The organism is Thiolinea disciformis DSM 14473, from assembly GCF_000371925.1.
GTDB classification, from domain to species: Bacteria; Pseudomonadota; Gammaproteobacteria; order Thiotrichales; family Thiotrichaceae; genus Thiolinea; species Thiolinea disciformis.
Window position 1 is genome coordinate 1 of the sequence record NZ_AQVE01000018.1, and the last position, 26,160, is coordinate 26,160.

Sequence of the window (26,160 nt, forward strand, 5' to 3'; positions counted from 1 at the left end):
AAGCTACTGAGGGCGAACCCTCAGTAGGGGTTTATTGTTATGGATTAAGGTTAGGATCGTTTGGGTCAGAACCGGACAAATCCGCATTCGGATCAGGCTCAGGCACTGGGTTAGGGTCAACCACCGGATCAGGGTCAAACACTGGGTCAGGCTCAGGTGCTGGATTAGGATCAACCACCGGATCAGGCTCAGGTGCTGGATTAGGATCAACCACCGGATCAGGCTCAGGTGCTGGATTAGGATCAACCACCGGATCAGGCTCAGGTACTGGATTAGGATCAACCACCGGATCAGGCTCAGGTGCTGGCGTTATCACGCCCTGCGGTGTACCAATCATGCCGTCGCCATCAATATCAATCCCATCCGGCAAATCAGTCATCGTGCATGGCTCTAAGCTACCAAAGTAATCAAACACTAAGTTTGTTCTCACCAGCTCGACTTCATCAATATAAGAGCAACCTGTGATTTCATCCGTTTGAGGGATTTTCAAATAATCACTATAGAACTCAGCTGTGATAGGCAAACCATCCGACGGCCAACTGTTGGTGCTAAAGTTTTTACGCCACTTTTCTGGAAGCTCGCCATCCGCAGAAATGCGCACATCGACAATACTAAGCGTGGCACTACGATCACCTGTTAACCAAAATTTCAAGCCGTAAGCAGACTGATTCGTATCACGTAAAAATTCGGTGCGGATACGCTGTGGGCGATTAATAAAGCTGCGTAAAATCGATGCATTGCTAATGCGCTTGATTGTGCCGTCTGGCGCTTTCACATCAGTACAAGCATTGCCGAAAAACGCGCGCATTTTTTCGGATTGCATCAACTGTTTGAACAGCTCTTCCAGTCGTGACGGATTCACACCAGGTGTTTGCCCATTAATCAAATCGCGTAACTGTTGAAGTTGTGTGGTCAACCGCTCTTCGAGTTGGGCACGCTTCAACTCTTGACTATTCGCAAAGCAGCTCATCATCTGGCGCTTTTGCCGATCCGATGACTCTTTAAATAATTGTGTAATAACATCCCCAGTTTCAATAACGTGCGATGCAGTGCTATAACTAGCTTCGGTCATGGATAAAACTCCTAATTATTATTGTCAAAACAAGCGGTGGATACCGCCGCATTAAATTGCAATCGACTCATATACGTCGGTGCAAAATCGGATGCAAAACGCCACTGCTCAAACTCCAGTAACATCGGGCCACCGTTTAATTGTTTCAGCGCATTCAGCACCTTCACTTGCAGGGCATCGTGGCGGTCATACGCAGCTAATACGTCATGCTCGCGGGTTTCCACACTCCACAAATCCAACTGAATCGCGGTTTTAGTGTCATTCAAGTCAGGGGAGGGCAGGTCGGTGTGCATGGGATAACAGTAGATAGCATCTACTTGCGGGGTAGTGCCCCATGCGCACGGTGCGATAAACATGCCTTGTTGTAGTTCCGCCGCAAATGCACTGCGCAACTGCTCATCAATAGCCCGCATTAACTCAGCCCAGCGCATTGGCAAGTTCCTTGGTCACGATATTGCGTGCCATCACTTCAAACGCCAGCGAATCCACATACTCACGCAAAAACGGCACGGGTTTTGTGCCAAAGCGCTGCAACTGACGCGCAATCGGATATAACGCGGATTCAGGTATGCCTTTTACTCGCATCCATGCCGACAAATCGGACAAATCCTCTAAATCCGACCGATAACCTGCTTTGCGCCCATCATGCACCGCTTGCGCATAAGCCGTATCCATCAGTACATCTGCACCGGTGGCGGTGCGAATGGGTCGGATACTGCGGGCTAATTGTCCGGTGGCATGCGGGGCCAGTGGCTGCACCTGTGCTGCGGTACGTGCTGCAATCTGATACGTGCTGCGCTGCAACACCTCATTAACCAGCCAAGGCAAATGCCTAATCTGGTCTAAATCTTGCGGATTAATTTGGATACTAATGCGCACGTTTTAGCCTCTCAAACTCACCCATCAGTGCATTAAAGGCATCTTGCGGCTTGGTATAGGTGGCAGGTGTCATACCTCGATTAATCGTCACCGGTGCAACCACATGCGCCGCAATTAACTCGGTCATGAGTGACGCCAACGCGCGTACTTTTAAGAGTTCCCAGTCAGAGGGCAGGACGGTGCAGGTTTGCTCGGTTAAGACGTGGTTTTCACCATAATAAAATTCAAACTGATCACCATGCACGGCGATCATGCGAAAACTAGGGGCAGGGGAGAAGTGCAGGACACGCTTACCCATGATCTTGGTCATCTGCACCCGCGCCGGTGGCTCGTAGTCCATATCCCAAAGCGGTTGTGTCGCTTGTAAACCCCAATCAGTGCCCAGATACCTAGCGGCAAAAGGAGGGGCAGGGTATTGCGCTTGTCCAGAGACCAGTGTCAACGTCGCTTGCAGGGTAATCGGACGTGCATCGCCTTTCGACAAATCTACCAGCGCCGCATCAATCGCCAAATCCCAGCTTTTATCTGCCAGCCGGTGGCGTTCACTGTTCATGATGCGCTGCAAATCAGTGATCAATTCTGAGCGTTTAATGGCTAAGCGCTGGCAATCGGTCATTGCAACACCCGCATCCGCTGCTCTAAATCTATTTTATGTAACTGATCTTTGCGCGCTTCTTCGCGCTGTTTGCGTTTGTGTTCTTGGTGATTGAAATACAGATTGGCTCCGAACGTCAGCACGACGAATAGCAAACTTAATACACTCAGCCACAAATTAATTTGTAATCCCAGTACAACCGTTGCACCGGATGCGCCATAGCTCAAGCCGGTGGCGACTGCAATCGTATTTTGCATAGTTTCTTTATTATTATTTTGGGAATACGGAAGCGTCCTCATATCACTACCCTGTGACCGAATGTGCCCGAATGGGTTTACTGGTAAACCAAGTGCGCAATGCTATCGTCACTAAACCCTGTACAGTATTCAGTCCCGCACCAATCATGGCGACATGCTCAGGGGATAATCCCGCTATAAACGGCACACCACAACTGGCTGCCATACCGACAATCTGCACCCAATTAATCTTAGATTGGTGCGCTTTTTTGGTGTTCTTGGACTGTTCTTTTTGTGCCAACCATGCTTGATAGTCTGGATCAATCGGCGGCTGATAGCTTTTTGACTCACTAGCGCCAAATGCTTGATCATCAGAGGCTGAGTCATCGCCGGAAAAATAGTTATCCACAGCCGCCGCATCTACATCCGCATCTGGCACGCGATTTTGCCACCCTTGGCTGAACGCCTCATCTTTCGGACGTTGTTCCGCTAAATCTTGATAGTGCACCGATTGGCGACTCGCCAACATTTTGACTAAGGTATTTTCGGCAATGACTTTGCCACGTTTGGTGAACAACGCGCGCAACACATTCAAGGTTTGCACGCCCATGGCCCCATCAACGGATACATCTGGATAATACGTGCCACCGTTATTCAGCACGTTCAAAGCCCGCTGTAGCCATTTCACCGCTACACTAGGTCCCAGATTGACTGCAATATCAAATAAGCGTTCTGCCAGTTTAGGGCTAAGTGTTCCAACTTCATCTAAGCGCAAGGGATACCAGTAACCCTGCTCATAGATTTCATAAGCATCGGCTGGCGTTAATTCAGCCACATTGCGAAAACCATATTGCTGTGCAGTGGCTGCGGTAATGCCATAGTTAGTGCGACCACCTGAATCAGCACGGTGATTGGAATAACCACCTTCAATTTGCTTCACACGATTAATAATATCGCGCCGTTGTTGAGCCAATGGCAGGGGATTCATAGCCATACAATCTCCGGTGCAGTAATCGCGCTCATCCGCACATTGGTGGACGGACAATAATCGGCTTTGGACGTGCCGATTTTCAGTTTGCTGTCAGCGTGCTTAAGGTTGATATTGCGCAGCGACACATCGTGCGCCTCAGCAAGCTGCAAGCCAACTTCGTGATCCGTATCAATGTGGATATTCACCAGCTCCGCATCATGCAGTGAACCATCGCTTAAAATAATGCCCTGCATCCAACGCGAAAGCGGCGCAAAATCGCTGCGATTCTCAATATAAATGTCACGCAACTTAATATTTCTAAGACTTTTAGTGCGTTGTTCTTCAGGCAACGCCATCGGGAAAAGCTGCACACCATCGCTGTGTTCGCGTTCATCACCCCAAAATGCTTTTGCGATTTGTACCTGTGATGCTTGGGCATTATCAGACAGCAAACGCAACGCATCCGCGCTGAAACCTTCTACCGATAGCCCTAAAACACTGCAATAGGGTGCTAGCAAGCCGACACCGAAACGCACACCGGAAAGCGCACATTGCTCAATGGCACAACCATTGCCACGCAACAAAATACCTGATCGCGCGCAGCGCCAATCCAACTGCAACCACTCTTCATAGGAATTGTGATGCGTCACATTTCTAATCAGACAATCAGTAGAGTCGCGCACTTCGACTAGCGGCTGCGTTACGTGCACGGGACTGAGCGCATTGCTTGAAAAATGCACGCCCATAAAATCCAGTTCCACAGCCGCGCAATCCACCAGTAACACACCATCTAGCTCAGAATCCACCGGCAGACGATCTGCAATGGAAATAGTGCTTTTTTTCTCGCCGCGAATGGTTAGCATCACTGCACCGCCGCACGCGCCAAAATGGCTGCATTAATCGCATCAGTCACAGCTTTACGCGGCTTGTCGGCTTTGCTTTCAAGGGCCAATAACTGTTGCAATTGATCAGCGGCCAGCGCATCCAGCTTGGCAACAATTTCTTTTTCAGGAAAAGCCAAAATTGCCTGTAATACTTCATCAGGATTTGGCTTAGCTGGATTCTCTGCCGGTGCAGATGTATCAACTTTCTGCACCCACTTGGCATACGCTTTCGGAATTTCCGCTTCATGCGCCACAATCGTGGCATTCACCGAACACCATTGGCTGCCGATCATGAGCGGACGCTTGCCTTTATTGGTGAAAAATACTTGGCTCATACCTCACCCCTAGCGTGTGGTGCTGTCATAAACCAGCACTGAGGTGTAACGGTTGCGCACCGGATCAGGGGTATAAATCGAATTATATTCTTCGCCGTAAGCAATCTTTTCGCCGGTCGGTTGACCTGATGAGTTCGTTGCTTCAAAGGGTGCACCGACACTAAACGCCTTGGCGATCTTGTATGCTGTCAAACCGCGTTGCCCAATCAACACGCGCTGTGACGCTAAATCCACACCTGGCGCATCCACATTGAAAGCAGGTAAGCCTTTAATTTCCAACAAATCGCCATTCAAGTTTAAGTTGGTGCCATTTTTATTCAGCGATACTGCAAACTGTTCCGCTTTGCTGGCGGTGTTGTTTAGGACACGGCTCATTGCCGCATACTCTGGATTGACAAACCGACTAGAACTCATCATTGCCGATTGATCACCAATAGCATCCAACAAACCATTCAAATGTTTGTGGAAATCCACACCCGACGCTGGGTTTAGGTCGAACTTGACGATATTAGAAGGGGTGTAATAACTAATTGTTGCCGCCACGCCCGCTTGTGGCACACCCAATTGATTCACAATTTGGATATAACCCAAGTTCAGGTTGGCAAAACGCCAATAGTTGCCAGCAGCTAAGGTGCCGCCCGTGTAATAGGGCAGGGTAGCTGCGCCCACCTTAACCACAACAGGGCATTCAGCATTACCTTGATTCACCCCTTTTAAATTCTTCGCTTGGAAGGGGCGAACAATCGGGAATTGAGCAGTTTTTGTGATCCCCTGCGCATCAGTAGCTGCCAAGGTTTCCGCAGTAGCCAAACCCACCCCAATCGCACTCACGGTATCGGATGCACGCAACATCTCATTGGACACACGCATGTGTACCAACTCTTTCATAATGCGTGTATTAGAGGCGATGTTCTCCGCCCAAGCGTTCCAATTTACCAAGCCATTTTCACTAAAGAACATGGATTCATTGGATAAACGCATGGCCAGTTTCATGGGTGTCAAATAGGCAGACACATACTTCACTTGTGTGCCCGCCGATGGAATGCCTTGCGCTTCATACACAATGCCATCATTCGGGATCACACCCGCAAAACGATCCTCATACGGGATTTGCGTAGTTTCGGTGGCACTCGGATCGGTATCCGTCATCACCAATTGAAGAATATTCAAATTGGCGAGTGCTTCGCGAATCACCGTGCGCTGCACAGAGTAGGGCAGATACAAGTTGCTGGTGGTCATGCTGGTATTGGTAGCACTGCCCAGCATCTTGTGCTCTTCAGCCAACTGACGTGCAAAACGACGATCAAAATCAGCCAATACTTTGCTGACAAATGCCTGATTCGGCATCTTGTCAGTTTGCAAAGGCAAAATGCCGGTCTGGTGTTGCCAGCTTTGGCGTAATGCCTGATCCACGGTTTCTTGCAGTGATTTAATCGTGTTTGAGTCATCCACGGTGATGCGAGTCGCACCCGCTACGCTATAACCCATACCCGCTAATTGCTGCTGTGCCGCTTGACGATTCGCCATCGTGATAAAGCTTTCTGCCAAGGTTTTGGCGGCTTCATCCGTCATGCCTAAACTAATCGCGCTTTGATTCGCTTTTAGTTCGGTTTTTACGGCATCACTCAAGCCCGTCGCTGCATCAATGGCATCCGTAAACACTTTGCGCTTATTAGCCAAGGCCGTTTGCTGTTCTGCGAGTTTGCGCACTTGTTCCGTTTCGCGCTCTTCTAGCATCTTAGTGACATCAGTCGCACTTAAGCCTGTAGTAGAGACATTAACGACCACCGGCTGATCATTGGCTGCTTCGCCTAATTGCTTGATGGCTGCATCGGCTGATGCTTTGAACGCATCAAACAAGGTTTGCAGCTTAGCTGGATCATCGCCCAACGCCTTTGCCTCTGTTTCAAACGACGTCGCCAGCGCGTCAGTCAGTTGTTTGGATGCTTTCTTGCCTGCTAAGTATTCACGCAAGCGTTTCAAAAATTCGTTCATTGTTATTGTTCCGATAGCAGGATCAAAAAAGGTTTTAATATCGTCAGCAGTGGATTCAGAAAGGTAAACCGGCTCCATGCCCTTAATATGCGGGCGTGTCACCAATGCAGCGCCCAGCAACACCGCACCAAACACGCGCTGCGGTACTTCATTACTGACATAGTTATCGTGATATTCCGCGCTTACATAAATAAAGCCGCGCTCACGATTCGCTTTAATGCCATAAGGCGTCCAAGTGACTTGTGCTTTTAAACGGTCGCCACTCACAAATAAGCGCGTGATTTCACCAGCCGAACCTTCTTCAGGTTCATGCGCCACATCCATCAATATTTTTTGACCGTAAGCATTGGCTTGGAAATTGTTGACCAATTCCTGCAATAACTGAGGAGTGACTTCAAAGTCACCGTATTGTGAATGGGTAAATTTGCCGGTGCGTAGTACGGTAATCGTGGACGATAGCTGTTCAGGTGCGAGTTTGACTGCATCAGCTAGCACTAAACGCCGTAAATGAGCGCTTGAGGATTCTTCCAGTTTAAAGTGCCGACCTAATGCCATAACTCACTGATCTAACGAATATAGTTAGATAGCGTTATACCACGGGCTGGCGTCCAAAAGGCTGGACGCTATAAAGGGATTAAATACCGTTTATCTGTTTATGCTTGATAATCGGGCACTGTTCGCGCGGCTTGCCAAAGGTCTTGCACCAAAACTCAATTAGGGATTCGCCCTTGCTGTGAGTCGGTTCAGACTGCGTGCTTTTCCAAGCATAAAGTGTCGACTTGGCGACACAGGATTTTTTGGCAATCGTGCGCATACTAAAGCGTGTCTGTAATTGCGTTAAAATTTCAGCCCAATCGATATACATATTAAGGATCCAATCGTTTTTCTAAAACCCGCATGGGTGTATTTAACATGGCGTCCGTCAATTTCCCCTCACGTAGCCATGCCCCTTTTTGCTTGCCCAAAATAGCATCCTGATCGGCTGCTGATTGTTGTAATAACCATGCGACCCGATTCTGATCAGTTTGTTTATCATCAGGGCTTAATTCATCCTCAAACACGGCTTGGATATAGCTCGTCGTATTCGGATGCGCCGGATAAAGCCTGCGAATCACCGCAGCCGGATAAACCCCACGCCCCAAACCGTACAAATTCGCACCCGCATGCACATCGCAAATATCAGTGCGCTTGTGATTCGCCCCTAAGCGGAAACGATAGCCCACCAGCCCACTACCTTCGCCCATGCTTTCCATGGCATCGATGTACGCAAGGGTTTGCGCGCGGGCCATTTCCGTACGAAACACCCGCTGGGCGTTATCCAGCAGATTTCCTTCACGATTTAATAAGATGCTGCTGGTGAGTGTGCTAAGTTTTTCCACCGATGCAGCATGTGGCAAACCGCCTTGCACCGGCAAACCTGCCGCCGCAAATTCACGCGCCGCCGTCAGTGCATTATCACCCTGCACCAGTGCCAAACTAATTTCATCGCGCAAAATGCGAGTTGCATCCAAATCCAAGCGCCACAGCCGATCCGACAATTGCAACCCATCCGCTTGCTTCAAATGCCACACCGCTCGCACCGCTTGCGTACCATCTGCAATCAAAGGCAACTGTGCATGTTGTAAAACACCCGCCCCAATTCCCGCCGCTTGAGTAATGCCTTGCGTGATAATTTGACGCTGGTCTGTACCAACCGAACTCATCACCTCTTTAATCAGCCCCAAGATCGAATCTAAGTGCTGCACCCGCAACTGCTGATCACTCGCCATCGCCACGTAACGCTTAACCAGCCGATCACGCGCCGACTGATAAAGCAGATTTAATTCCCAAAGCTGATCCAAATTTAATTGTTTCATGGCTTTTAGCGCTTCAGCCGTACCGCGCCGAATCGCTGCACCGCGCTGATAAGTCTCAGCCATTCTTTATACTCGTGGCCGATTCCTTACCCGCTGCATTGTCGGGTGTGATAGTGATTTTCTGCGCATGGCGTTGAGCCGCTGAACCATCCAATTCATCATCCACCGTTGGAATATCAGGGTTTGGATAAGGATTTAAGCTAGCGCGTTCATCTTCCAAACGCTCTAATTCAGCCGTGGGATCAAGCCCCGCAATACTCCATGCGGTATGTTGCGATGCACCCAATGCACGCACTTTTAAGGCTCGGTCTGTGCGCTGCGTTAGGGTTTCGGTGAGTCGTTCCGCAAACTGGATCGTAAATTCTAGCGAGTCGGGATTCAGCCCATTTAGCAATAATTCCAGCTTAAACCCGTGCAGATAACTATCCGCTAACAAATCCTGCAAGGCGTCCAAATCGTCATAAAACTCGCGTTTCATATCTTCTAATACATCGCGATTTAACCCTGACACATAGCCCAGCAAGGCTTTTGGCATGGGCGTGCCCGCAAAAAACGCATCCAACAATAAGGATACATCCGCAATTTGATCCAGATTCGCATCGCCTTGCAGAGCAGTCACGGCACCATCAACGTTTGAGTAGTAATTAGTAGTTATGCTTTTCTCTTCGGCTTCGACGCGTTTTTTATACTCAGTGAGCTGTGCATCGCTTGCACCTTTTAAAACGTGTGCTGTGCGTAAGGCTGCACGGTGACGCCGCCGCACCACCATATCATCCGTGGTCATATTAATTTGCCGCCAGCGCTTGCGATTCGCATCTAATAACGGACGACCTAGGCTGCCAAAATCATCGTAATTGTCAGGATCAAGACGTGCCACATCCATTTGCCAGCGTGCAAAAAACGCCAAATCCTTACCATCTAAGAAGCTATATTGCGCATAAGCTTTCGCCGGATCGACGAATTGACCGTTGACTGCAACGAGGGGACGAATCGTTTCTGCTGGCATGCGCACACTGCGCATAACCTGAGTCGCGGTAGTATTCAGCACCCATTGCAGCACCAAATTCCCCTCTACGATCAATCCGCGTGCATCGCTAATTAATTTCTGGCGTTTATCCAACTCAGTGCGCGCAACATAAGCACGCCACAGCGTATTTAAGCGTTTGTCATTAGTAGGATTATCGAGTTGTAGCCCGCCTTTGGTGAGGCTTTTGGCGATACGGTTATGCAGCATTTTGACCTGACCATCGAGCCGGTCCATGCGTCTAACTTCAAGGATGGTGTTGTAAAGGTCATAAGGTGGCAACATGGATTCATACAGCACGCGCAACTGGGAGTCAGTCGTGCCACGTCTACCCCACTCATACACTGGCGCGTTGCTTGGGTTCAGATGCTCATCCGCAGAGAGTCCTAATTTTGTTTTTATTATCTCAAGCCAGCCCATAACCATCCCCTAAAGTTTCGGGGAATTATACTATATATAGACAATTGTTACTAAAAAACAACTATATATAGTGCTATCACGGCAGTTTTTTATGTATAATTAAGCCTCCTCTATTTGTTGTCCAAGCTTGTCCATTCTTAGAAGCCAGCCCCCAAGCTGGCTTTTTTTTATGCCCGTTCTGGTAAAAGTGCCACCAATAAAAAAGCCTGATAGATTGAAGGCCATCAGGCTTTTAGCGGTTTTTTCATGCGGTTAGATGCTGTGCAGTTTGGCGACGGTGCAGCAAAAAACCGTTCTCTTTAACAGGTCTAATTATAGTTGCTTATGATACCGTATTCTACTCCAACAACTTGTCCTGCGGCGTTTTTCCCAACAAAATCTGCGTCGGAATATCAAATGAACCTGATTTCAACGCCCAATGCGCGGCCATGAGCGCATCAAAGCCATCATCGCCCACCGACTTTTTTACCATCTTATAACTGGCATAAGTTTTGGTATTGCTCACTGTTTCAATGTTGGGCAACTGCCAATACAACACCTGCATGGCTTCCACATCCTCAAAACCAGCCTCACCTTGCTGAATACCTTCCACGGAAGGCAGTGCCATGCGCCCACCCGAAAACGATGCAGCCAATGACATAGCCATCGAATGCTTCATCATCCCTTCAAACCGCAACGGTACGAACGGCCATTCACTCCAATTACTCGCAACACTAGAACCATCACCCACCGTGCGCCGATCAATCGTTGTCAAGCCGCGTTTAAACAATTCATCACACAAGGCTTCCAGCATACCAATGCCATACGCATCACCAATCGCCGCATCAGGTTTGAAATATGCCCAAAACCCAATCAAATCGCGCTTAACCTGATCCTCATCAACTCCCAACGGCCAGCGATGCGCAAAAATCGGCACAGTAAAACCCGCCAAATCTTCCGTGACTACTAAAAAGGAGCGTGAGGATAAGAGGTTTTCACCGTGGCCGGTGTGGTCATAGCCAAACGAGACCCTACCCCGTTTTTTATACGTTTTCCCCGGTATAGGTTGTGCCTGCTCCAACCGCGCATACACGCCCAACTGCACCGCACGCTGAATCCATTGCGTCCAAATCGTATTTTTAGACACCGTGTTCACGCAAAGGAGCTGGCGCGTAAAGTCATCCGGTGGCAGTTGCTCACGAAACTGTAACAATAACGACTCTTGCAACAAGCCTAGCTTTATCCCAGTAACTAAATTACCAATCGGCACGGGATAGCGATAACTCGCCACATCCACCAGCGACGCATCCAAAAAACCTTCATCTATAAAACGCTGAATTTCGCGCCGTGCCGCATCACCATGATAAGCGCCAATCATGTAATACTTACCTGACTCAATCAGCTCAATCAGCGTATCTGCACCTTTCAATACCCCCGTAATGCGTATTTGCGGCTTATTATTGGAGTTAGATGATGCACCCAAACGCCGTGTCGCACCCATCATCAAAAGGAATCGGCTAAACAAACGATCATGCGGCATATCGTCCACTTCTTCCAAGCTCGCCGCCGTCAAATCCCCACCATCTACATTCGCCATAATGCCGTAGGCTTGCGCTTTCGATTTATTGGCAAACCGATAATAAGTATCAGCCATCTGTTTTCTCCCCGCTCTAACGTCAATATAAGCGCTCAGCACCTCGGACCGACGAATCGCCTCTAAATGATAATTAAGATTCACCACACTTTGCGCTTCACGCGGTGCGACAACGCCCAGCTCTTGGTCTGCATGTGTAGCCAAATATTTGAGCATATACAGCTCTTTTACGGCAGTCTTGCCCATCCGCCGCGAACTAAAGTCCACGGTTTGCGCATGTTCATCCATTTCCGTGCACTTCAACACCTGAATGGGATCCAATGTGACTTTATGAATGTGCTTATGCCACTGGTAGTGGTCGCCCGCAAAGCGCTGAATTTCCCGCTCTGCCTCCGACCACATTTCAATGCGCTGCGTACCGCTAATCCGTTTCGGGTTCGACATCTATCACCCTCCCTGCGGGTATCAACTTGGAGCCGCGATTCATCACCGCTAATAATTTATCCATATTCGCCTGCTGTTGGGCCATGGCATCAGCGACACTTTGCCGATCAGCCTCTTTATCATCCAAATACCCATCAAATCGTTTTTGTTCTTCCGCCGCCGCTGGTGTTAGATTCAAATCGGCCAGCGTCATCCCGTTTTTGCTCATAAGATCAATCAAAGGCTTCAACAATGGATTGGCAGATACTTCCATAATGGTCTGCTGATTGCCAAATTCATCGCGATACGTGGCTAAATCAATCCCGCCTTTATCACCACGAACAAACATAGGACGCTCTAGCTCAACGCCACGCGCTGCAATCGCACGGATCATATCGCCCGTAATCGCCAGCAAACCCGCTTGCGTGCTAGCCATCAAGCGACCCAATAAGCGACCGTCCCCTTGTTCCTGAGCCAAGGCAAACTGCACAAATAGCTCGGTACGTTTGGCACAATGCCGCATCTCAGTGCCACAACCATCCAACAAATACTCACAACCATCACAAACCGGATACTTCCCTGGTCGTGCCGGAAAAAACTTGGCCACCTCCGCCGTCGCGCCATGCGTAATCGCATTAAAACGGCTGACAGCAAAACTGGAGGGGTCGCGATTCTTAGTGGCATCAGCAATGGCTTTTAAACCTTCAGCCGTCGTAGGCCCTGGGCGACCATGATCATAAACCGCTTTCCACTGCCCAAGCTGCCAATTTGCCTGCCCAGCATCCAGCCCGCACGCTGGACACACCGCACTGTGCACATACGGATACCATTCGCGCTCAGGAAAATTGGCTGTTTGATATTGCGTGGCAGTGAAACGCTTGCCGCATCCACCTTTGGTCGTGCCACATTTAAAAGCTAGTTCCGTATTTTTATTGTTATTCATTTGCCGTCACCGCGTTTTTTTCAAAAACCCTAAATTAGTGTAGATAACTAAGTACCCACCTTACCGCTCAGCCACTTCCAACCTATTGCCAAGCCCCCACCCTACTCAATAAGCGCACCAATAGTCTTATTTCCGCCTTTCTATTTCGCTTTACCGTAAATAAGCAGCTTTAAAACCCTTGCTAATCGCCATTTAAACCCGCTTCTATTTCGCTTTTTAACATTATACGAATAAGACAAATAAGCAAACTAGAATTGTTACAATTAGGATTGCTGATTTTTTAAGCAGTTACAAGCCTTTACGTAGCTGCCCTAAAACATACATCTTTGCTTGCTCTTATAAAAGCCCATGAGCAGCATAATAAGAGTTATGTATCTCATAAACAGGAACGTGCGCGCTAAAGTTTATTTAATTTTATGTGCTGCCCTTTTCATCTTATCCGCAATCGGTTTCATCGGTGTATCCATGATATTCAAACTGGTTGAGTCACTAGCCTCAATTAACCGATCCATGGCTAAATGCAAATAAATCTCAGTTGTTCTAATATCGGCGTGCCCTAATATCATTTGGATTTCCTTTAAGTTACGACCTCGATTTAACAAATCCGTACCTAACCAATGCCGCAACGCATGGGGTCTTAATTGATCAGGTGTAATCCCTAAAGCACCACCCCGCTTTTTAATCATGCGCAACACACTACGACGTGTTAAACGCAATGCCTCCCCAAAATGCTCATGCTTCTCGACATAAGTATTAGTGGTATTAATAAAAAGAACCTTATCACCATTCGGCAAACGCCTATCCACTTCATCCAAATAGCTTTGGCCAAGATAAGCATGCAGATACAACACAGCCACATCCGGCACAGGCACAATGCGCTGCTTCTTGCCCTTTTCCGTCACGCGAATCGTGACGCGGTTCACATCCCTAAACCGCTCATAACCCAGCAAACTCGATTGATTCAGCGACAACAGCCCACTAATCCGCATCCCAGTGCCTGCCAATAAGGCAATCATCGCCGCATCACGCACATTAATAAACGAATCTAACTTAATCGACGTTAAAAGCTTTTCGAGGCTATTAGTGGTAATGGGGACAGGCAATGACTTTCCCGCCTTCGGATAGCTCAAATGCTGGGCTGGATTAGTGCCCAAATGCTCATGCTTGTGTGCCCAGGTATAAAACGCGCGTACCGCTGCCACCAGCGGCCGCCGACTGACGACTGACAATCCGGCATTGTGTGCATTAATGCCGGTGAATGCCTCCAAGTCATAACGGTTCGCCGCTAACAACACCTTATTTTTCTCACTTAAGAAACTGGCAAGCTCTCGCAAGGAGGATTCATAAGACTGGATCGTGTTTGGCTGCCTCCCCTTTGAATGCTCAAACCACGTTAAAAACTCATCAATCATGACTAACCTTTTTTTAATTTTTCACCAGTCTAATGCAAAAAACCGGCTCCGTACTTATGGCATAGGGGCAGAAATAGCAAAAAAGTCTGGAAAACCCCAAAAATAGCAGGTAACTCTATGATTTTAAAGACAATCATCTCCCAGACTTTTTAAAACACGTTTTCCTGTTTTCCTGTAGCAGCTTTGTAAGCAATTGATTTTAAATAATAAAAAAATCACGCTTTCCCAGACTTTTTCTAAAAACCTACAGGAATTTTTTTTGATCAAAAAACAACCAATCAAAAAAACCTGTAAGTGATTTTTAGCCCTTTTTCACTTATTTTTATTTTATTTATTAAATACTTACTAATAAAAAAGTATAAAAATAGACGTATATAAGCAAATAATTAAATATGGGAGTTTTTAGAAAAAACATGGGAGATTTTAAAGAAAACCTGTAGGTTTTTAGAAAAAGTCTGGAAAGGGTTTGCTTAACGAATCAATAACTTACAAAGCAGTTACAGGAAAATACAGGCTTTTCCAACTCCATGTATGGCATAAGTATGGAAAAAAGGATGCTATTTGCAGCCCAAAAACGCTAGGCAAGGCTAAAAATGGGTGGATTTCTGGGGATGTTGGGTGGAATGAGGGCAACTGACACACATCAGCACAGTATTGACACAGTGCTGACATACGTAGATTAGGTAAGTGATTGATTTAGATAGCGGCCCCAACAGGAATCGAACCTGTAGCTATCCCTTAGGAGGGGATCGTTTTATCCATTGAACTATGAGGCCAACGCGTTCGCTAGTTTACCCTAAATCTTGCATCTTGCCAGTTGGAATCGCCGCCGTGAGATTCGAATCTTCGGAAACAAAGCGTACAATGCGTTGTGGGAAGGGGATTTCAATATGTTGATCGCGGAAGGCACGCTCAATCGCGACATTTAATTCGCTGGTGACCACTAATTGTTTTTCTACATCACGAATTTGGCAGCGTAATTCGAAATTTAACGAGCTTTCACCAAAGCTTCTAAAAAATACCTGAATTTTTAATTCGCCTTGCTCTTTTAAAACCATAGGGTGCTTGGCGGCAACCGTGTAAAGTGTTTTCATCACTAAATCGACGTCCGATCCATAAGCTACCCCAATCGGAATAATAATCCGCCCATATTGATTGTTGAGCATCATATTGGTGACTTGATTGGAAATAAGCTCAGAATTAGGTACAATAATATCAGAGCGATCAAAAGTCTGAATCACTGTTGACCTAATGCTAATATCACGCACATAACCTTCGCTATTTCCAACGCGAATCCAATCACCACGCCGAATCGGGCGCTCAAATAATAAAATAAGACCGGATATAAAATTATTGACAATATTTTGTAGGCCAAAACCGATACCGACTGATAAAGCCCCAGCAATAATCGCTAGGTTGGTAAATTTAATACCTGCAACGGATAGGCCTATAAAGATAGCGAGTAAGATACCGGCATAGCCTGCGATAGTAATAGTCGCTTCGCGTGCACCACGACTCAAGTTAGTGCGGTTTAACCAATTATTAGCAAGATTGTTTTTGAGTAAATGGGTCAGGCCAATTAATAAAGTAATGGTGACAAAACCTGCCAATAAACGTACCGGTTCGAAGGTGAAGTTTCCAATAGTGATCCCATTAGACACTTGGGTGAACATGCTTTTTAAAGCCTGTCCCGACATACCCCAGAGCAGTAACATTAAGACAGCAATGGTAGTGAAGACCACAGCAAACATGAGAAGTCTTAACCAGACCAGACCCGGAATCATTTCACCATCATTTAATCCGAGTTGGTGGCGCAATTTACGTTGCCAAACGGCTGTACCCTCATCCATGCCATCAAAGATTTCAGTTGGAATACGCATCATGAGCCAGCCAACTAAGATTAGGAATAAACTGCCGAAGGTTCCAGTAAATAGGAAGTTAGAAAAATTACGATAGCCCATCCATAGCGCAGCAATCGCCACTAAAATAATAAGCGTTCCAACAATATGCAGTTTGTATTGGCGAATCCATGGCAGAGAAGGGCCGAGTAACCAAATCAATCTTACTAAGGCTAAACTGCTTAAAGTCCCTAAGCTAATGCGGATTAATCCTACTAAACTACTTTCGGGGTTAGTATTTAACAAGGGTGAGTAAAATAATGCCGATAAAAGTGTGGTAAATAAAAATAAACGTGCCCAAAAGTAGAGTTTTTTGCTGGTTTCAGGAAAGGGTGAGGTTAAGCCACCGGACTTTCTCGCTAATTGAGCGCTAGGACGTAATAAGGCACGCAAAATGGCATAGCTAATTGTGAAAACTAATAGTGTCGCCACCAGTTCATTCACCGCAGCAACACCCGATGGCTTAAAATAGAATGACAAGCTGATTAAACCAAACATCAGAATTAATGGCATGGCCTTGATAATGCTTCGCCAAACCGTTTCTAAGGTCGGGCTAGTCTCAATTAATCCTTTATACTCTTGTTTGTATTGATAGCGTTTATACTGACTCCATGCTAAGCCTGCTAGAAAACCTGCAAGGCTATATAAAAAAGCTTGCCTAATATTATTATTATTAAAAGGTAGATTAGTGAGTGTGCTGAACAGTGTTTGGCTTTCTGTTGCCCACAACATGGGTTGTTGAATTGTATTAATGATATGACTAACAATCGATTTATTCGATGCAAATAACGTTTCTTTTAATAGATTTTGCTTACTATTACGGATTTGCTCTTGCAGATTGGTAGCACGTAGATTTAATAGGCGGCATTGTGAAATTTGTTTATCAATCTCTGCCTTTTGCTTTTCAACATCGCGACGTGAGCGTTGAATAAATTGGTCTTCATTCGGACTAGGTTTGCCAAAACTTTCAAGGGTGGTTTGTAGTTTAGTTTGTTCTTGCTCAGCGCTTTTAATGCAAGCGATAGAATATTGAAGCGCATTTTGTGTATCAGCGCTAATTTGGTCTAATAGACTATTACTAGGTGCTGGTAGCTTTAGGTTTTTTTCCACCCCTTCCAATACGACTAAATAACTTTCTAAAGACTCAGCCTCGTCTAGGTCGAGCATTTCATCGGCTGCATAACTCGCACAACTTAAGGTAATGAGAAGTAGTAGGGCTATGCGTAATATTACAAGGTGAAAAGTCGGTTTCATAAAAAATCTATTTAGGCGTTAAACTGGCTTGTCTTTGTATTGCGGTTTATTGGAATTTCACTCGATAAGTGGCATCACGCTTTAAGCAGCGTCAAGACCGCCCCAGACGGTCATTTGCTACGGCTAAAAGCTAGGCACCTCATGAACGTGGACTATACCCGATCCGCAATATAACGAATTGAAAGGCGTTATGCACATTTTTGCAGCTTTGCTCACGCTAGTTCTTAATTCAAGTGATTCGATTCTGACTGCTTCTTGAGTGATTCGTATGTCTAAACCAATAGCAATTTCTAGGTGGGGAGTTTGCCGCTTGGAGTAGACGTGTTACATTGTCTTAAAAGCGCTTTGATGGCTTGGGTTTTTAACAGGAGAGGTAAGCATGACGGCTGTTTTGGATATAGAGAATATTCACAAGTCCTATAACCAACTGGAAGTCCTCCACGGTATTTCTCTCAGTGCTAATGCGGGCGATGTCATTTCCCTGATTGGCTCTTCCGGCTCAGGCAAGTCTACCTTTTTGCGCTGCATTAATTTGCTTGAAATGCCGAACCAAGGCTCAATTACCGTAGCCGGTGATCAAATTAAACTGGAAACCAATCGCAAAGGCGAGCGCGTTGCAACGGATGCTAAACAAGTACAACGCCTGCGCTCAAAAGTAGGCATGGTGTTTCAGCAATTTAATCTCTGGTCACACCTCACCATTCTAGAAAATGTCACCGAAGCCCCTATTCGCGTACAAGGTTTATCCAAAGCGGAAGCAAAAGATATTGCATTAAATTATTTGCAAAAAGTGGGGATTGCTGACAAAGCTGATGTTTATCCCACCATGCTTTCCGGCGGCCAGCAGCAGCGTGTCGCTATTGCACGGGCGTTGGCGATGCAGCCTATGGCTATTTTATTTGATGAGCCGACCTCAGCTTTAGATCCTGAATTAGTGGGTGAAGTATTGGGCGTCATGCGCAAGCTGGCTGAAGATGGTATGACCATGATAGTGGTGACCCATGAAATGGCATTTGCGCGTGATGTGTGTAGTAAGGTGATCTTTTTGCACAAGGGCAAAATTGAAGAGGCCGGTCATCCTTCTGAGGTTTTTACGCGTCCGCAGTCACCTCGTTTGCAGCAATTTTTAGCAAATACGAACTATTAATGGGCTGGGCTTTCCAAGTCAAAGACCAATCAACAACACGATATGGAGTTTAGAGTATGTTTAAAAAAGCTTTACTAAGCGTTCTGCTGGGAGCAGCTTTAGTATCTGGTTCGGTATTAGCTGAGGATAAATTACGCATCGCTTCCGAAGGTGCTTATGCGCCTTATAACTACTTAGATGATAATGGTAAGTTAGCCGGCTTTGAAATTGATTTGGGTAATGCTTTATGTGAACAGGTCAAGATGAAATGTGAGTGGGTGACTAATGCCTTTGATGCAATGATTCCGAATTTGATTGCGGGCAACTATGACGCGATCATGGCAGGTATGTCGATTACTGATGAGCGTAAAAAAACCATCACATTCAGTGATGAATACAAGCCAGTTGACCCATCACTTTATGTGACAACCAAAGATACCAAATTAGATTTTGAAAAATTGGAAGGCAAAAATATTGGTGTGCAAAGTGGTACTATTCAAGCCAAATTTGCGGAAGAAAAATGGGGCGCAAAAAATAAAATTAAGGCGTTCGAAAAGCCAGACCAATCAATTGCTGATTTAAGTGCTGGCAATGTTGATATGGTGTTGGCGGACGGTGAATTTATTCGCACGATGATTAAGGGTGCGGGTGATGCATTAGTATTGGCAGGCCCTGAAGAAATGATTGGCGGTGGTATTGGTATTGGTTTGCGCCAAAATGATAAAGAACTATTGGAAAAACTTAATGGCGGCCTAAAAGCATTAAAAGAAAGCGGCAAAGTGGATGAGCTAATTAAAAAATATTTTGATGCAGGTCCTTTTTATAAAAAGTAAGCGTTAAGCTACGAGGCTCGAACGGTTTAATTCGAGCCTTTTTCTAGTATTTGGGAAAGAGCGATTTTGCATGATAGTAATGCTCCCTGAATGGTTAACACCTTTATTAAGTGAACAAACCGTAAAGCTCTTAGAGTATCTAACCAATGGTAAGCATTTAGCGTGGTATGCCAGTTTTCGCTATACCGTGATTGCCGCCGTTGCAGGGGGCTTATTAGCTGTCGTATTTGGATTATTAGGTGCGAGCCTTAAGCAATCGAAGTGGGCGCCTTTACGGTGGATCGGTAACATTTATACCACCATGGTGCGCGGTATTCCGGACGTATTATTCTTATTGTTTTTCCCTTTAGCCTTCGAGCAATTTGTTGAGTGGATGTGGGCCTATCAATCCTGTACACCTGAAGAAAGAGCGATGGCAACAGGTTGGCCTTTGTGTGATAACGCCCAGTGGCTATTATCGAGTACCGAATATTTAATTCTAGCTTGCTTTTCATTTGGGATTGTTTATGGTGCATTCGCTGCAAACGTCATTTATGGCGCTATGCGTGCGGTGCCTAAGGGACAATTAGAAGCTGCACATGCGTTTGGCTTCTCCTCTAGCCAAGTATTTTGGCATTTCCAAGTACGACAAATGTGGGTCTATGCCTTGCCAGGTTTATCTAATGTCTGGCTATCATTAATTAAAGCGACTTCTTTATTATCACTTTTGCAAATTGTTGACATCGTGCAATGGGCGGGACGTTTGGGAGCGCCAAATTATTTACCGATGGCAGGTTTGGTACATCCTGATTGGCGTTGGAAGTATTATTTTGTTTTATTTTTGCTTTATATCTTAATGACTTATCTTTCTGAGCGCTTCTTTGCCTACCTACAAAAACGTGCTAGCCGTGGCATGGTGAGGGCAAGCTAATGGATTTAACAGCGATTCCTTTTTTTAATGATTTAGTCACTTTATTTAAACCAGCTCTTTTTAATATTTATTTTGCTTTAGCCTCGATTCCCTTTGGTTTTCCTTTCGCTATTTTACTAGCCTTGGCTAAAACAAGTTCTAAACGCTGGTTGCGCTGGCCTGCCGAAGTATTTATTTACGCTTTCCGTGGTTCACCGTTATTTATTCAATTTTTCATGTTCTATAGTTTGATGTTGTCATTTAATCAAACACTATGGAAACCTCTAGGTGTTTCTGAGTTTGTCTTGCATCCTTTATTTATTGGCCCCATTGTCTTAGTACTCAACACCAGTGCTTATGCAGCAGAAATCTTTTATGGCGCATTAAGGTCAATACCCAAAGGTGAAATTGAAGCAGCGCGTGCTACAGGCATGAATACATGGCAAGAATTTTGGGTAGTTAAATGGCCGAATATGTTACGCCTCGCTTGGCCTGCTTATACTAACGAAGTAGTGTTTTTATTTCATGCTACGGCCTTAGTCTATTTTACCCTGCCAGTTATTGATGAGCAAAAGGATCTCATGAATAAAGCCTCCGAGCTATTTAAACAGGATTATGCTTTATTTGTTCACTTTTCAGCTGCGGCTGTTTATTTCTTAATAATTTCTATGTTGATTTTTTGGGTATCTAGCTTATTTTATAAATACTTAACGCGTCATTTGAATACCAATCGATCTATTAAACTAAAACCGAATTATTTACGCTAATTGTAATAGTATTATGGGCTTACAAGCACTTAGCTACCCAATCATGGGCAATGCACCCGATCAGTTTTATACCCTGCGTGGCTATGCCTTGGGTGATGAGAAGGCGGAGAAAAAAGTTTATCTACAAGCTGCCTTACATGCCGATGAGCAGCCTGGCATGATGGTGTTACACCATCTCTTGGCTTTGTTGACACAAGCGGATGCGCGTGGCGAACTGAAGGCTCGGTTTGTGATTTTTCCCATGGTTAATCCTCTGGGCATGAGCGATTTGCAGTTTCAGCAACATCAAGGACGTTATGACCGTTTTACTGGCGTCAATTTTAATCGTCAGTGGCCGAACTTGGCGGAAGCAATTCAGGATGAGATTGCGAGCCAATTGACCAACGATGCAAGCGCTAATGTGCAAGTGATTCGCCAAGCCGTAAAAGCTTGGTTGGATTCACAGCAAGCCATAACCGCCTTACAGCAGCAGCGCTATTGGGTTATGCAGCAAGCTTATGATGCAGATCTGGTCTTGGATTTGCACTGTGACAATGATGCCTTGCCACATATTTTCACGGTGCCACAATCTGCTGATATGATGCAGCATTTGTCGGATTGGATGGGAGCAGTGGCCACTTTGACAGCCGAAGATAGCGGTGGTGGTTCTTTTGATGAAGTGTGGACATCACTCTGGTTTCGCTTAGCACAAGCCTTTCCTGATAAACCCATCCCTCAGGCTACTCATTCAGCGACCTTAGAATATCGCGGCCAGTTAGATACTTTTGATCACCTGAATCGCGATGATGCCGAGCGTTTATATGGCTTTTTACAGAGTCAAGGTTTTATTGCAGGCAGGCTGATCCGCGAGTGCCCCCCTAAAACGCCAGCAGCGACACCGTTGGAAGCGACTGAGTTTACGAAAACGCTCATGGCGGGTTTATTGGCTTATCGCGTCGAATTGGGTCAGCAAGTTAAAAAAGGCGAGGTATTGGCTGACCTCATTGCGCTAGACGGGGATGAAGCCTTTATCCAGCGCACCCCGATTGTAGCCGGTACCGATGGCATCGTGATTTCGCGTAATACCCATAAGTATGTCTGGCGTGGCTGCTCGATTGCCAAAGTGGTCGGCAAAGAGAACTTAGCGTCACGTGGGAAATATTTATTGCAGGATTAGGTCAAGCTTCGTTGGCGTAACGCCTCGTACAAACAGACGCCTGTTGCCACCGATACATTTAAGCTCGAAACTTGTCCATACATAGGAATAGAAATTAAAAAATCACAGCTTTCTTCGGTGAGGCGGCGGATACCGCTGCCTTCTGCACCCATGACTAAGGCCATTGGGCCTTTTAAATCAGCTTGATACAACGTTTTCTTTGCTTTATCGCTGGTTCCTGTCAGCCAAATCCCGCGCTGTTTTAATTGCTCCAAGGTACGCGCTAAATTGGTGACCGGAATAAATGGTACTGTTTCAGCGGCACCCGAAGCCACTTTGCGTACCGTTGGCGTAATGCTGGCTGCATTATCCTTGGGGGCAATCACTGCATGTACCCCCACACCATCTGCACTACGCAAACAAGCGCCTAAATTATGAGGATCTGTTACCCCATCCAAAACCAGCAAAAACGCTGGTTCGGTGAGCGCATCCAACAGATCATACAAGTCATTTTCGTCATAGCTTCTTAGCGAATGATATTCTGCCACCACGCCTTGGTGCTTATTTGAACCAGCTAATTTATCCAATTGCTGTTGGTCCGCCGCCATAATGCGCAAACCTTGCGCTTCAATGGCTTGTACTAAGTCTTTTAAGCGTTCATTGCGGGCGCGCTTTTCCATCCAGATTGCGCCTAGATTACCCGCATCATTGCGTAAAGCACTATCAATAGCATGAATGCCGAAAATGTAGGTTTTAGCCATTAACTTGTTTTCTTTGGTTTGGAGGTTTTGCTGGTTTTCGGAGCTGTCGCTTTAGGCTTTACAGCGGCTTTAGGTTTTTCAGCGTTAGGTGTACTAGCGTCACCGCCTGCTTTAGCTTTCGCAACTTTGGGCTTGGGAGCAGCCTTGGGCGTCTTCTCCGCTTTAAGTGTAGTCGTATTAGTTTTCGATTGTTCGGCCTTCGGTTTTGCAGAACGCTTGGGTGTGGCTTGATCCGTCTTAGGTTTAGTAACCCTCGTTACTTTTGGCTTTTCCAGCGACTCGGTTTGAGTCTTAGCAGCGGCTGTCGTTTTAGTTTTTACGACTTTAGTGGTCTCATTCACTATTTGAGATGTTTCAGCCTTGGTTCTAACTGCTTTTACCTTTTTTCCCGCAGTAGTTTTGTCTACTGCCGTGTTTGGTTTGGCCTTTGATTTGCTACGACTAGGCTGTTTTTTGCGCTTTGCAGTCTTGTTCGCTTCGTCCGCAGTTTTCTTGGCACGCCTTGGTTGCTTGGTTATCGCCGAGCTTTCTGTGCTTTTTTGAGTAGCACGCTTCGTTTTGCGGCGATTGTCAGCTTGCTCAGACTGATCTTTAGCGAGTACAAAATCCATCTTGCGCTCGTCTAAATCCACTCTGACTACAGTTACGCGAATTTTATCGCCCAAATGGAAAGTACGCCCGCTATTTTCGCCAGTCAAACGATGGCGAATGGGATCAAAGCGATAATAATCGTTAGTTAATGCGGTGACATGCACCAAACCTTCTACATAAATATCGCTGAGTTCGACAAATAAACCGAAATTAGTCACTCCAGAAATGACGCCCTCAAAACTTTCGCCCACATGATCTTGCATGTATTCGCATTTGAGCCAGGCCATGACGTCGCGTGTTGCATCATCAGCGCGTCGCTCAGTCATGGAGCATTGCTCACCTAACAGGATCATATCATTGTGCGTGTAGGGGAAGCGTTGCGCGGAGCCCTGTTGCAAAATATGGCGAATCGCACGATGAATCAATAGATCTGGGTAGCGGCGGATTGGCGAAGTGAAGTGCGCATAATCCTCTAAGGCTAAGCCAAAATGCCCAATCGAACTGTCAGGACTGTACTGTGCTTGCGATAAAGAACGCAATAATACCGTTTGAATCAAATGAAAATCAGGCCGTCCCTGAATCTGTTGTAACACTTCAGCATAATCGGCGGGTTGTGGATCTTCACCACCGCCCAGTGTTAAACCAACACCTGACAAGAAGGTTCGCAGATCAGCTAATTTTGCTGGGGTAGGGCCATCGTGAATACGGTGTAAGGCGGGAATTTCATGTTTCTTCACAAAACGTGCTGCACACACATTCGCCAAAATCATACATTCTTCAATCATGCGATGCGCATCATTGCGTTCGGTTGGCACAATATTGTTTATTTTTCGGTCAGTGCCAAAAATAATTCTTGTTTCAGTCGTATCAAAGTCAATCGCGCCTCGTCCGGTACGTGCCTTATGCAAAATCTTGAATAAAGTATGCAGATCATCTAAATGACTAACAATAGACGCATATTGCTCGCGCAAGGCTGGATCCTGCTCCACTACCATGGCAGCTACTTGGTCATAGGTTAAGCGTGCGGCGGAGTGCATTACCGCTTCCGCCATTTCATAAGAAAGAATGCTGCCATCCTGAGCAATATGAATTTCGCAGAGCATACATAAGCGGTCGACTTTGGGATTTAGCGAGCATAAGCCGTTGGATAATATTTCCGGCAACATGGGAATGACTTGGCCGGGGAAATACACCGAAGTCCCGCGTAGCGTAGCCTCTTTATCTAAGGCCATGCCTAGGCGTACATAATGCGATACGTCAGCGATGGCCACTAATAAGCGCCAATGATTGCCTTTGCGCTCACAAAAGACCGCATCGTCAAAATCTTTAGCATCCGCCCCATCAATCGTGACTAAAGGTGTGGAACGTAAGTCTTTGCGTCCTTTTTTAGCAGTGTCTGGTACTTCATAACCGAAGTGATCGGATTCTTCACGGACGGCATCAGGCCATTGATGTGGCAATTCATAGCTACGTACAGCAATATCAATTTCCATGCCCGGCGCCATGTGATTACCTAATACCTCTACAATCTTACCAATGGGCTTGGCGCGCTTAGTAGGGTATTCAATCAGGCGTGCGACAACGATTTGTCCTGCTTGAGCGCCGTTTAAGTGATCGGGTGGAATAAGGATATCCAAGGTAAGACGCTTATTATCGGGGATAACAAAGGCAAAACCGCTTTCAATCATTAAGCGCCCGACGACTTGTTCTGTGCCATGCTCGAGAACCTCAACAATGGCACCTTCACGGCGACCCCGTTGATCAATCCCACTAACGCTAGCTAGAACGCGATCACCGTGCATAACGCTAGCCATTTGCTTAGCGTGTAAGAATAAATCTGCTGATCCATCGTCGGGAATTAAAAAACCAAAACCATCAGCATGACCCAATACGCGTCCTGAAATGAGATCAGCACGTGCCACAGGAATATATTGGCGTTTGCGGTTAAACAATAATTGCCCATCGCGTTCCATCGCACGCAGGCGTTTTTTTAAAGCATCCGTATCGACTTCATCACTGAGTTGTAACGCCTCAGCAAGGCTAGCGAAGTCCATAGGATGTGGGGTTTCAGATAAGGTATGCAGTATAAGTTCGCGGCTAGGAATGGGTTTTTCGTATTTTTCAGCTTCGCGTTGTTGATAGGGGTCTTTTAGCTTCAAAGGTGTTCCTTGTATTTTATTTTACTTGTTTAAGTGTTATTAAGTTAATCAGTGGCAGCAGCATAGCAAAATCTACCACTTTGTGTTTGACAAAAAAAAGGTGGAGAGCTATTCTGCACGCCTCTCAGAG

Annotated in this window: 23 protein-coding genes and 1 tRNA gene; 5 read left to right on the plus strand and 19 right to left on the minus strand. The window is 46.2% G+C overall.

All coding sequences use genetic code 11. The annotated features are described in order from the left end of the window. Window positions 1-37: 37 nt before the first annotated feature. The 17 genes from A3IE_RS22165 to A3IE_RS22170 all read right to left on the minus strand — a co-directional run bounded on the left by A3IE_RS22165 (window position 38) and on the right by A3IE_RS22170 (window position 17,769). Window positions 38-1,072: a hypothetical protein gene (locus A3IE_RS22165; protein WP_020396104.1), complete on the minus strand. Its 1,035-nt coding sequence runs from the start codon at window positions 1,070-1,072 to the stop codon at window positions 38-40. Between the two features lie 11 nt (window positions 1,073-1,083). Beyond that, on the minus strand, window positions 1,084-1,503 hold the full coding sequence (locus A3IE_RS0113250; RefSeq protein ID WP_020396105.1) for a hypothetical protein: 420 nt from the start codon (window positions 1,501-1,503) through the stop codon (window positions 1,084-1,086). After that, the gene (locus tag A3IE_RS0113255; protein WP_020396106.1) at window positions 1,490-1,951 is read right to left on the minus strand and encodes a hypothetical protein; all 462 of its coding nucleotides are present in this window, start codon (window positions 1,949-1,951) and stop codon (window positions 1,490-1,492) included. The genes A3IE_RS0113250 and A3IE_RS0113255 overlap by 14 nt, the downstream gene beginning before the upstream one ends. Beyond that, window positions 1,941-2,567 carry a hypothetical protein gene (locus A3IE_RS0113260; protein ID WP_020396107.1) on the minus strand — a complete coding sequence of 209 codons (627 nt, stop codon included), beginning with the start codon at window positions 2,565-2,567 and terminating at the stop codon, window positions 1,941-1,943. The genes A3IE_RS0113255 and A3IE_RS0113260 overlap by 11 nt, the downstream gene beginning before the upstream one ends. Beyond that, a complete protein-coding gene (locus A3IE_RS0113265) occupies window positions 2,564-2,845 on the minus strand; it encodes a phage holin (RefSeq protein WP_083900645.1) in 282 nt (93 codons plus the stop codon). The genes A3IE_RS0113260 and A3IE_RS0113265 overlap by 4 nt, the downstream gene beginning before the upstream one ends. Before the next feature lie 4 nt (window positions 2,846-2,849). After that, a complete protein-coding gene (locus tag A3IE_RS22540; RefSeq protein ID WP_020396109.1) occupies window positions 2,850-3,776 on the minus strand; it encodes a glycoside hydrolase family 108 protein in 927 nt (308 codons plus the stop codon). Further along, on the minus strand, window positions 3,767-4,615 hold the full coding sequence (locus A3IE_RS0113275; RefSeq protein ID WP_020396110.1) for a hypothetical protein: 849 nt from the start codon (window positions 4,613-4,615) through the stop codon (window positions 3,767-3,769). The genes A3IE_RS22540 and A3IE_RS0113275 overlap by 10 nt, the downstream gene beginning before the upstream one ends. After that, window positions 4,615-4,971: a hypothetical protein gene (locus tag A3IE_RS0113280; RefSeq protein ID WP_020396111.1), complete on the minus strand. Its 357-nt coding sequence runs from the start codon at window positions 4,969-4,971 to the stop codon at window positions 4,615-4,617. The genes A3IE_RS0113275 and A3IE_RS0113280 overlap by 1 nt, the downstream gene beginning before the upstream one ends. Before the next feature lie 9 nt (window positions 4,972-4,980). After that, complete coding sequence (locus tag A3IE_RS20700; RefSeq protein WP_020396112.1) at window positions 4,981-7,521, minus strand: hypothetical protein; 2,541 nt, start codon at window positions 7,519-7,521, stop codon at window positions 4,981-4,983. Window positions 7,522-7,600: 79 nt separating this feature from the next. Next, entirely contained in the window at window positions 7,601-7,831 is a 231-nt protein-coding gene (locus A3IE_RS20705) for a hypothetical protein (RefSeq protein ID WP_020396113.1), read from the minus strand. A gap of 1 nt (window position 7,832) precedes the next feature. Then, a complete protein-coding gene (locus A3IE_RS0113295) occupies window positions 7,833-8,885 on the minus strand; it encodes a hypothetical protein (protein ID WP_020396114.1) in 1,053 nt (350 codons plus the stop codon). After that, a complete protein-coding gene (locus A3IE_RS0113300) occupies window positions 8,878-10,266 on the minus strand; it encodes a hypothetical protein (RefSeq protein WP_020396115.1) in 1,389 nt (462 codons plus the stop codon). The genes A3IE_RS0113295 and A3IE_RS0113300 overlap by 8 nt, the downstream gene beginning before the upstream one ends. A 337-nt stretch (window positions 10,267-10,603) precedes the next feature. Further along, entirely contained in the window at window positions 10,604-12,283 is a 1,680-nt protein-coding gene (locus A3IE_RS0113310; RefSeq protein ID WP_020396117.1) for a hypothetical protein, read from the minus strand. Beyond that, window positions 12,261-13,205 carry a hypothetical protein gene (locus tag A3IE_RS20710; protein WP_020396118.1) on the minus strand — a complete coding sequence of 315 codons (945 nt, stop codon included), beginning with the start codon at window positions 13,203-13,205 and terminating at the stop codon, window positions 12,261-12,263. The genes A3IE_RS0113310 and A3IE_RS20710 overlap by 23 nt, the downstream gene beginning before the upstream one ends. 404 nt (window positions 13,206-13,609) lie before the next feature. Next, window positions 13,610-14,617 (minus strand): tyrosine-type recombinase/integrase, encoded by a 1,008-nt coding sequence (locus tag A3IE_RS0113320; protein ID WP_020396119.1) that lies wholly within the window; start codon window positions 14,615-14,617, stop codon window positions 13,610-13,612. A 704-nt stretch (window positions 14,618-15,321) separates the two neighbouring features. Beyond that, window positions 15,322-15,393, minus strand: a tRNA-Arg gene (locus tag A3IE_RS0113325). A 15-nt stretch (window positions 15,394-15,408) separates the two neighbouring features. Next, window positions 15,409-17,769 carry a mechanosensitive ion channel domain-containing protein gene (locus A3IE_RS22170; RefSeq protein WP_020396120.1) on the minus strand — a complete coding sequence of 787 codons (2,361 nt, stop codon included), beginning with the start codon at window positions 17,767-17,769 and terminating at the stop codon, window positions 15,409-15,411. Between the two features lie 379 nt (window positions 17,770-18,148). Here A3IE_RS22170 and A3IE_RS0113335 point away from each other — a divergent pair, with 379 nt between their 5' ends. The 5 genes from A3IE_RS0113335 to A3IE_RS0113355 all read left to right on the plus strand — a co-directional run bounded on the left by A3IE_RS0113335 (window position 18,149) and on the right by A3IE_RS0113355 (window position 22,540). Further along, window positions 18,149-18,916, plus strand: a complete 768-nt coding sequence (locus tag A3IE_RS0113335; protein WP_020396121.1) for an ABC transporter ATP-binding protein — start codon at window positions 18,149-18,151, stop codon at window positions 18,914-18,916. A gap of 56 nt (window positions 18,917-18,972) precedes the next feature. Further along, window positions 18,973-19,728, plus strand: coding sequence for a transporter substrate-binding domain-containing protein (locus tag A3IE_RS0113340; protein ID WP_020396122.1), 756 nt, complete (start codon window positions 18,973-18,975; stop codon window positions 19,726-19,728). Between the two features lie 70 nt (window positions 19,729-19,798). Continuing rightward, on the plus strand, window positions 19,799-20,638 hold the full coding sequence (locus A3IE_RS0113345; RefSeq protein ID WP_020396123.1) for an ABC transporter permease: 840 nt from the start codon (window positions 19,799-19,801) through the stop codon (window positions 20,636-20,638). Beyond that, window positions 20,638-21,384 (plus strand): ABC transporter permease subunit, encoded by a 747-nt coding sequence (locus A3IE_RS0113350; protein ID WP_020396124.1) that lies wholly within the window; start codon window positions 20,638-20,640, stop codon window positions 21,382-21,384. The genes A3IE_RS0113345 and A3IE_RS0113350 overlap by 1 nt, the downstream gene beginning before the upstream one ends. Window positions 21,385-21,397: 13 nt before the next feature. After that, the gene (locus A3IE_RS0113355) at window positions 21,398-22,540 is read left to right on the plus strand and encodes a succinylglutamate desuccinylase/aspartoacylase family protein (protein ID WP_020396125.1); all 1,143 of its coding nucleotides are present in this window, start codon (window positions 21,398-21,400) and stop codon (window positions 22,538-22,540) included. Here A3IE_RS0113355 and rlmB read toward each other — a convergent pair. Both rlmB and rnr read right to left on the minus strand, forming a co-directional pair. After that, a complete protein-coding gene (gene rlmB / locus A3IE_RS0113360) occupies window positions 22,537-23,280 on the minus strand; it encodes a 23S rRNA (guanosine(2251)-2'-O)-methyltransferase RlmB (RefSeq protein ID WP_020396126.1) in 744 nt (247 codons plus the stop codon). The two genes, A3IE_RS0113355 and rlmB, sit on opposite strands and share 4 nt — an antisense overlap. Beyond that, window positions 23,280-26,030: a ribonuclease R gene (rnr, locus tag A3IE_RS0113365; protein ID WP_020396127.1), complete on the minus strand. Its 2,751-nt coding sequence runs from the start codon at window positions 26,028-26,030 to the stop codon at window positions 23,280-23,282. Before rnr ends, rlmB begins: the two co-directional genes overlap by 1 nt. Window positions 26,031-26,160 lie beyond the last annotated feature (130 nt).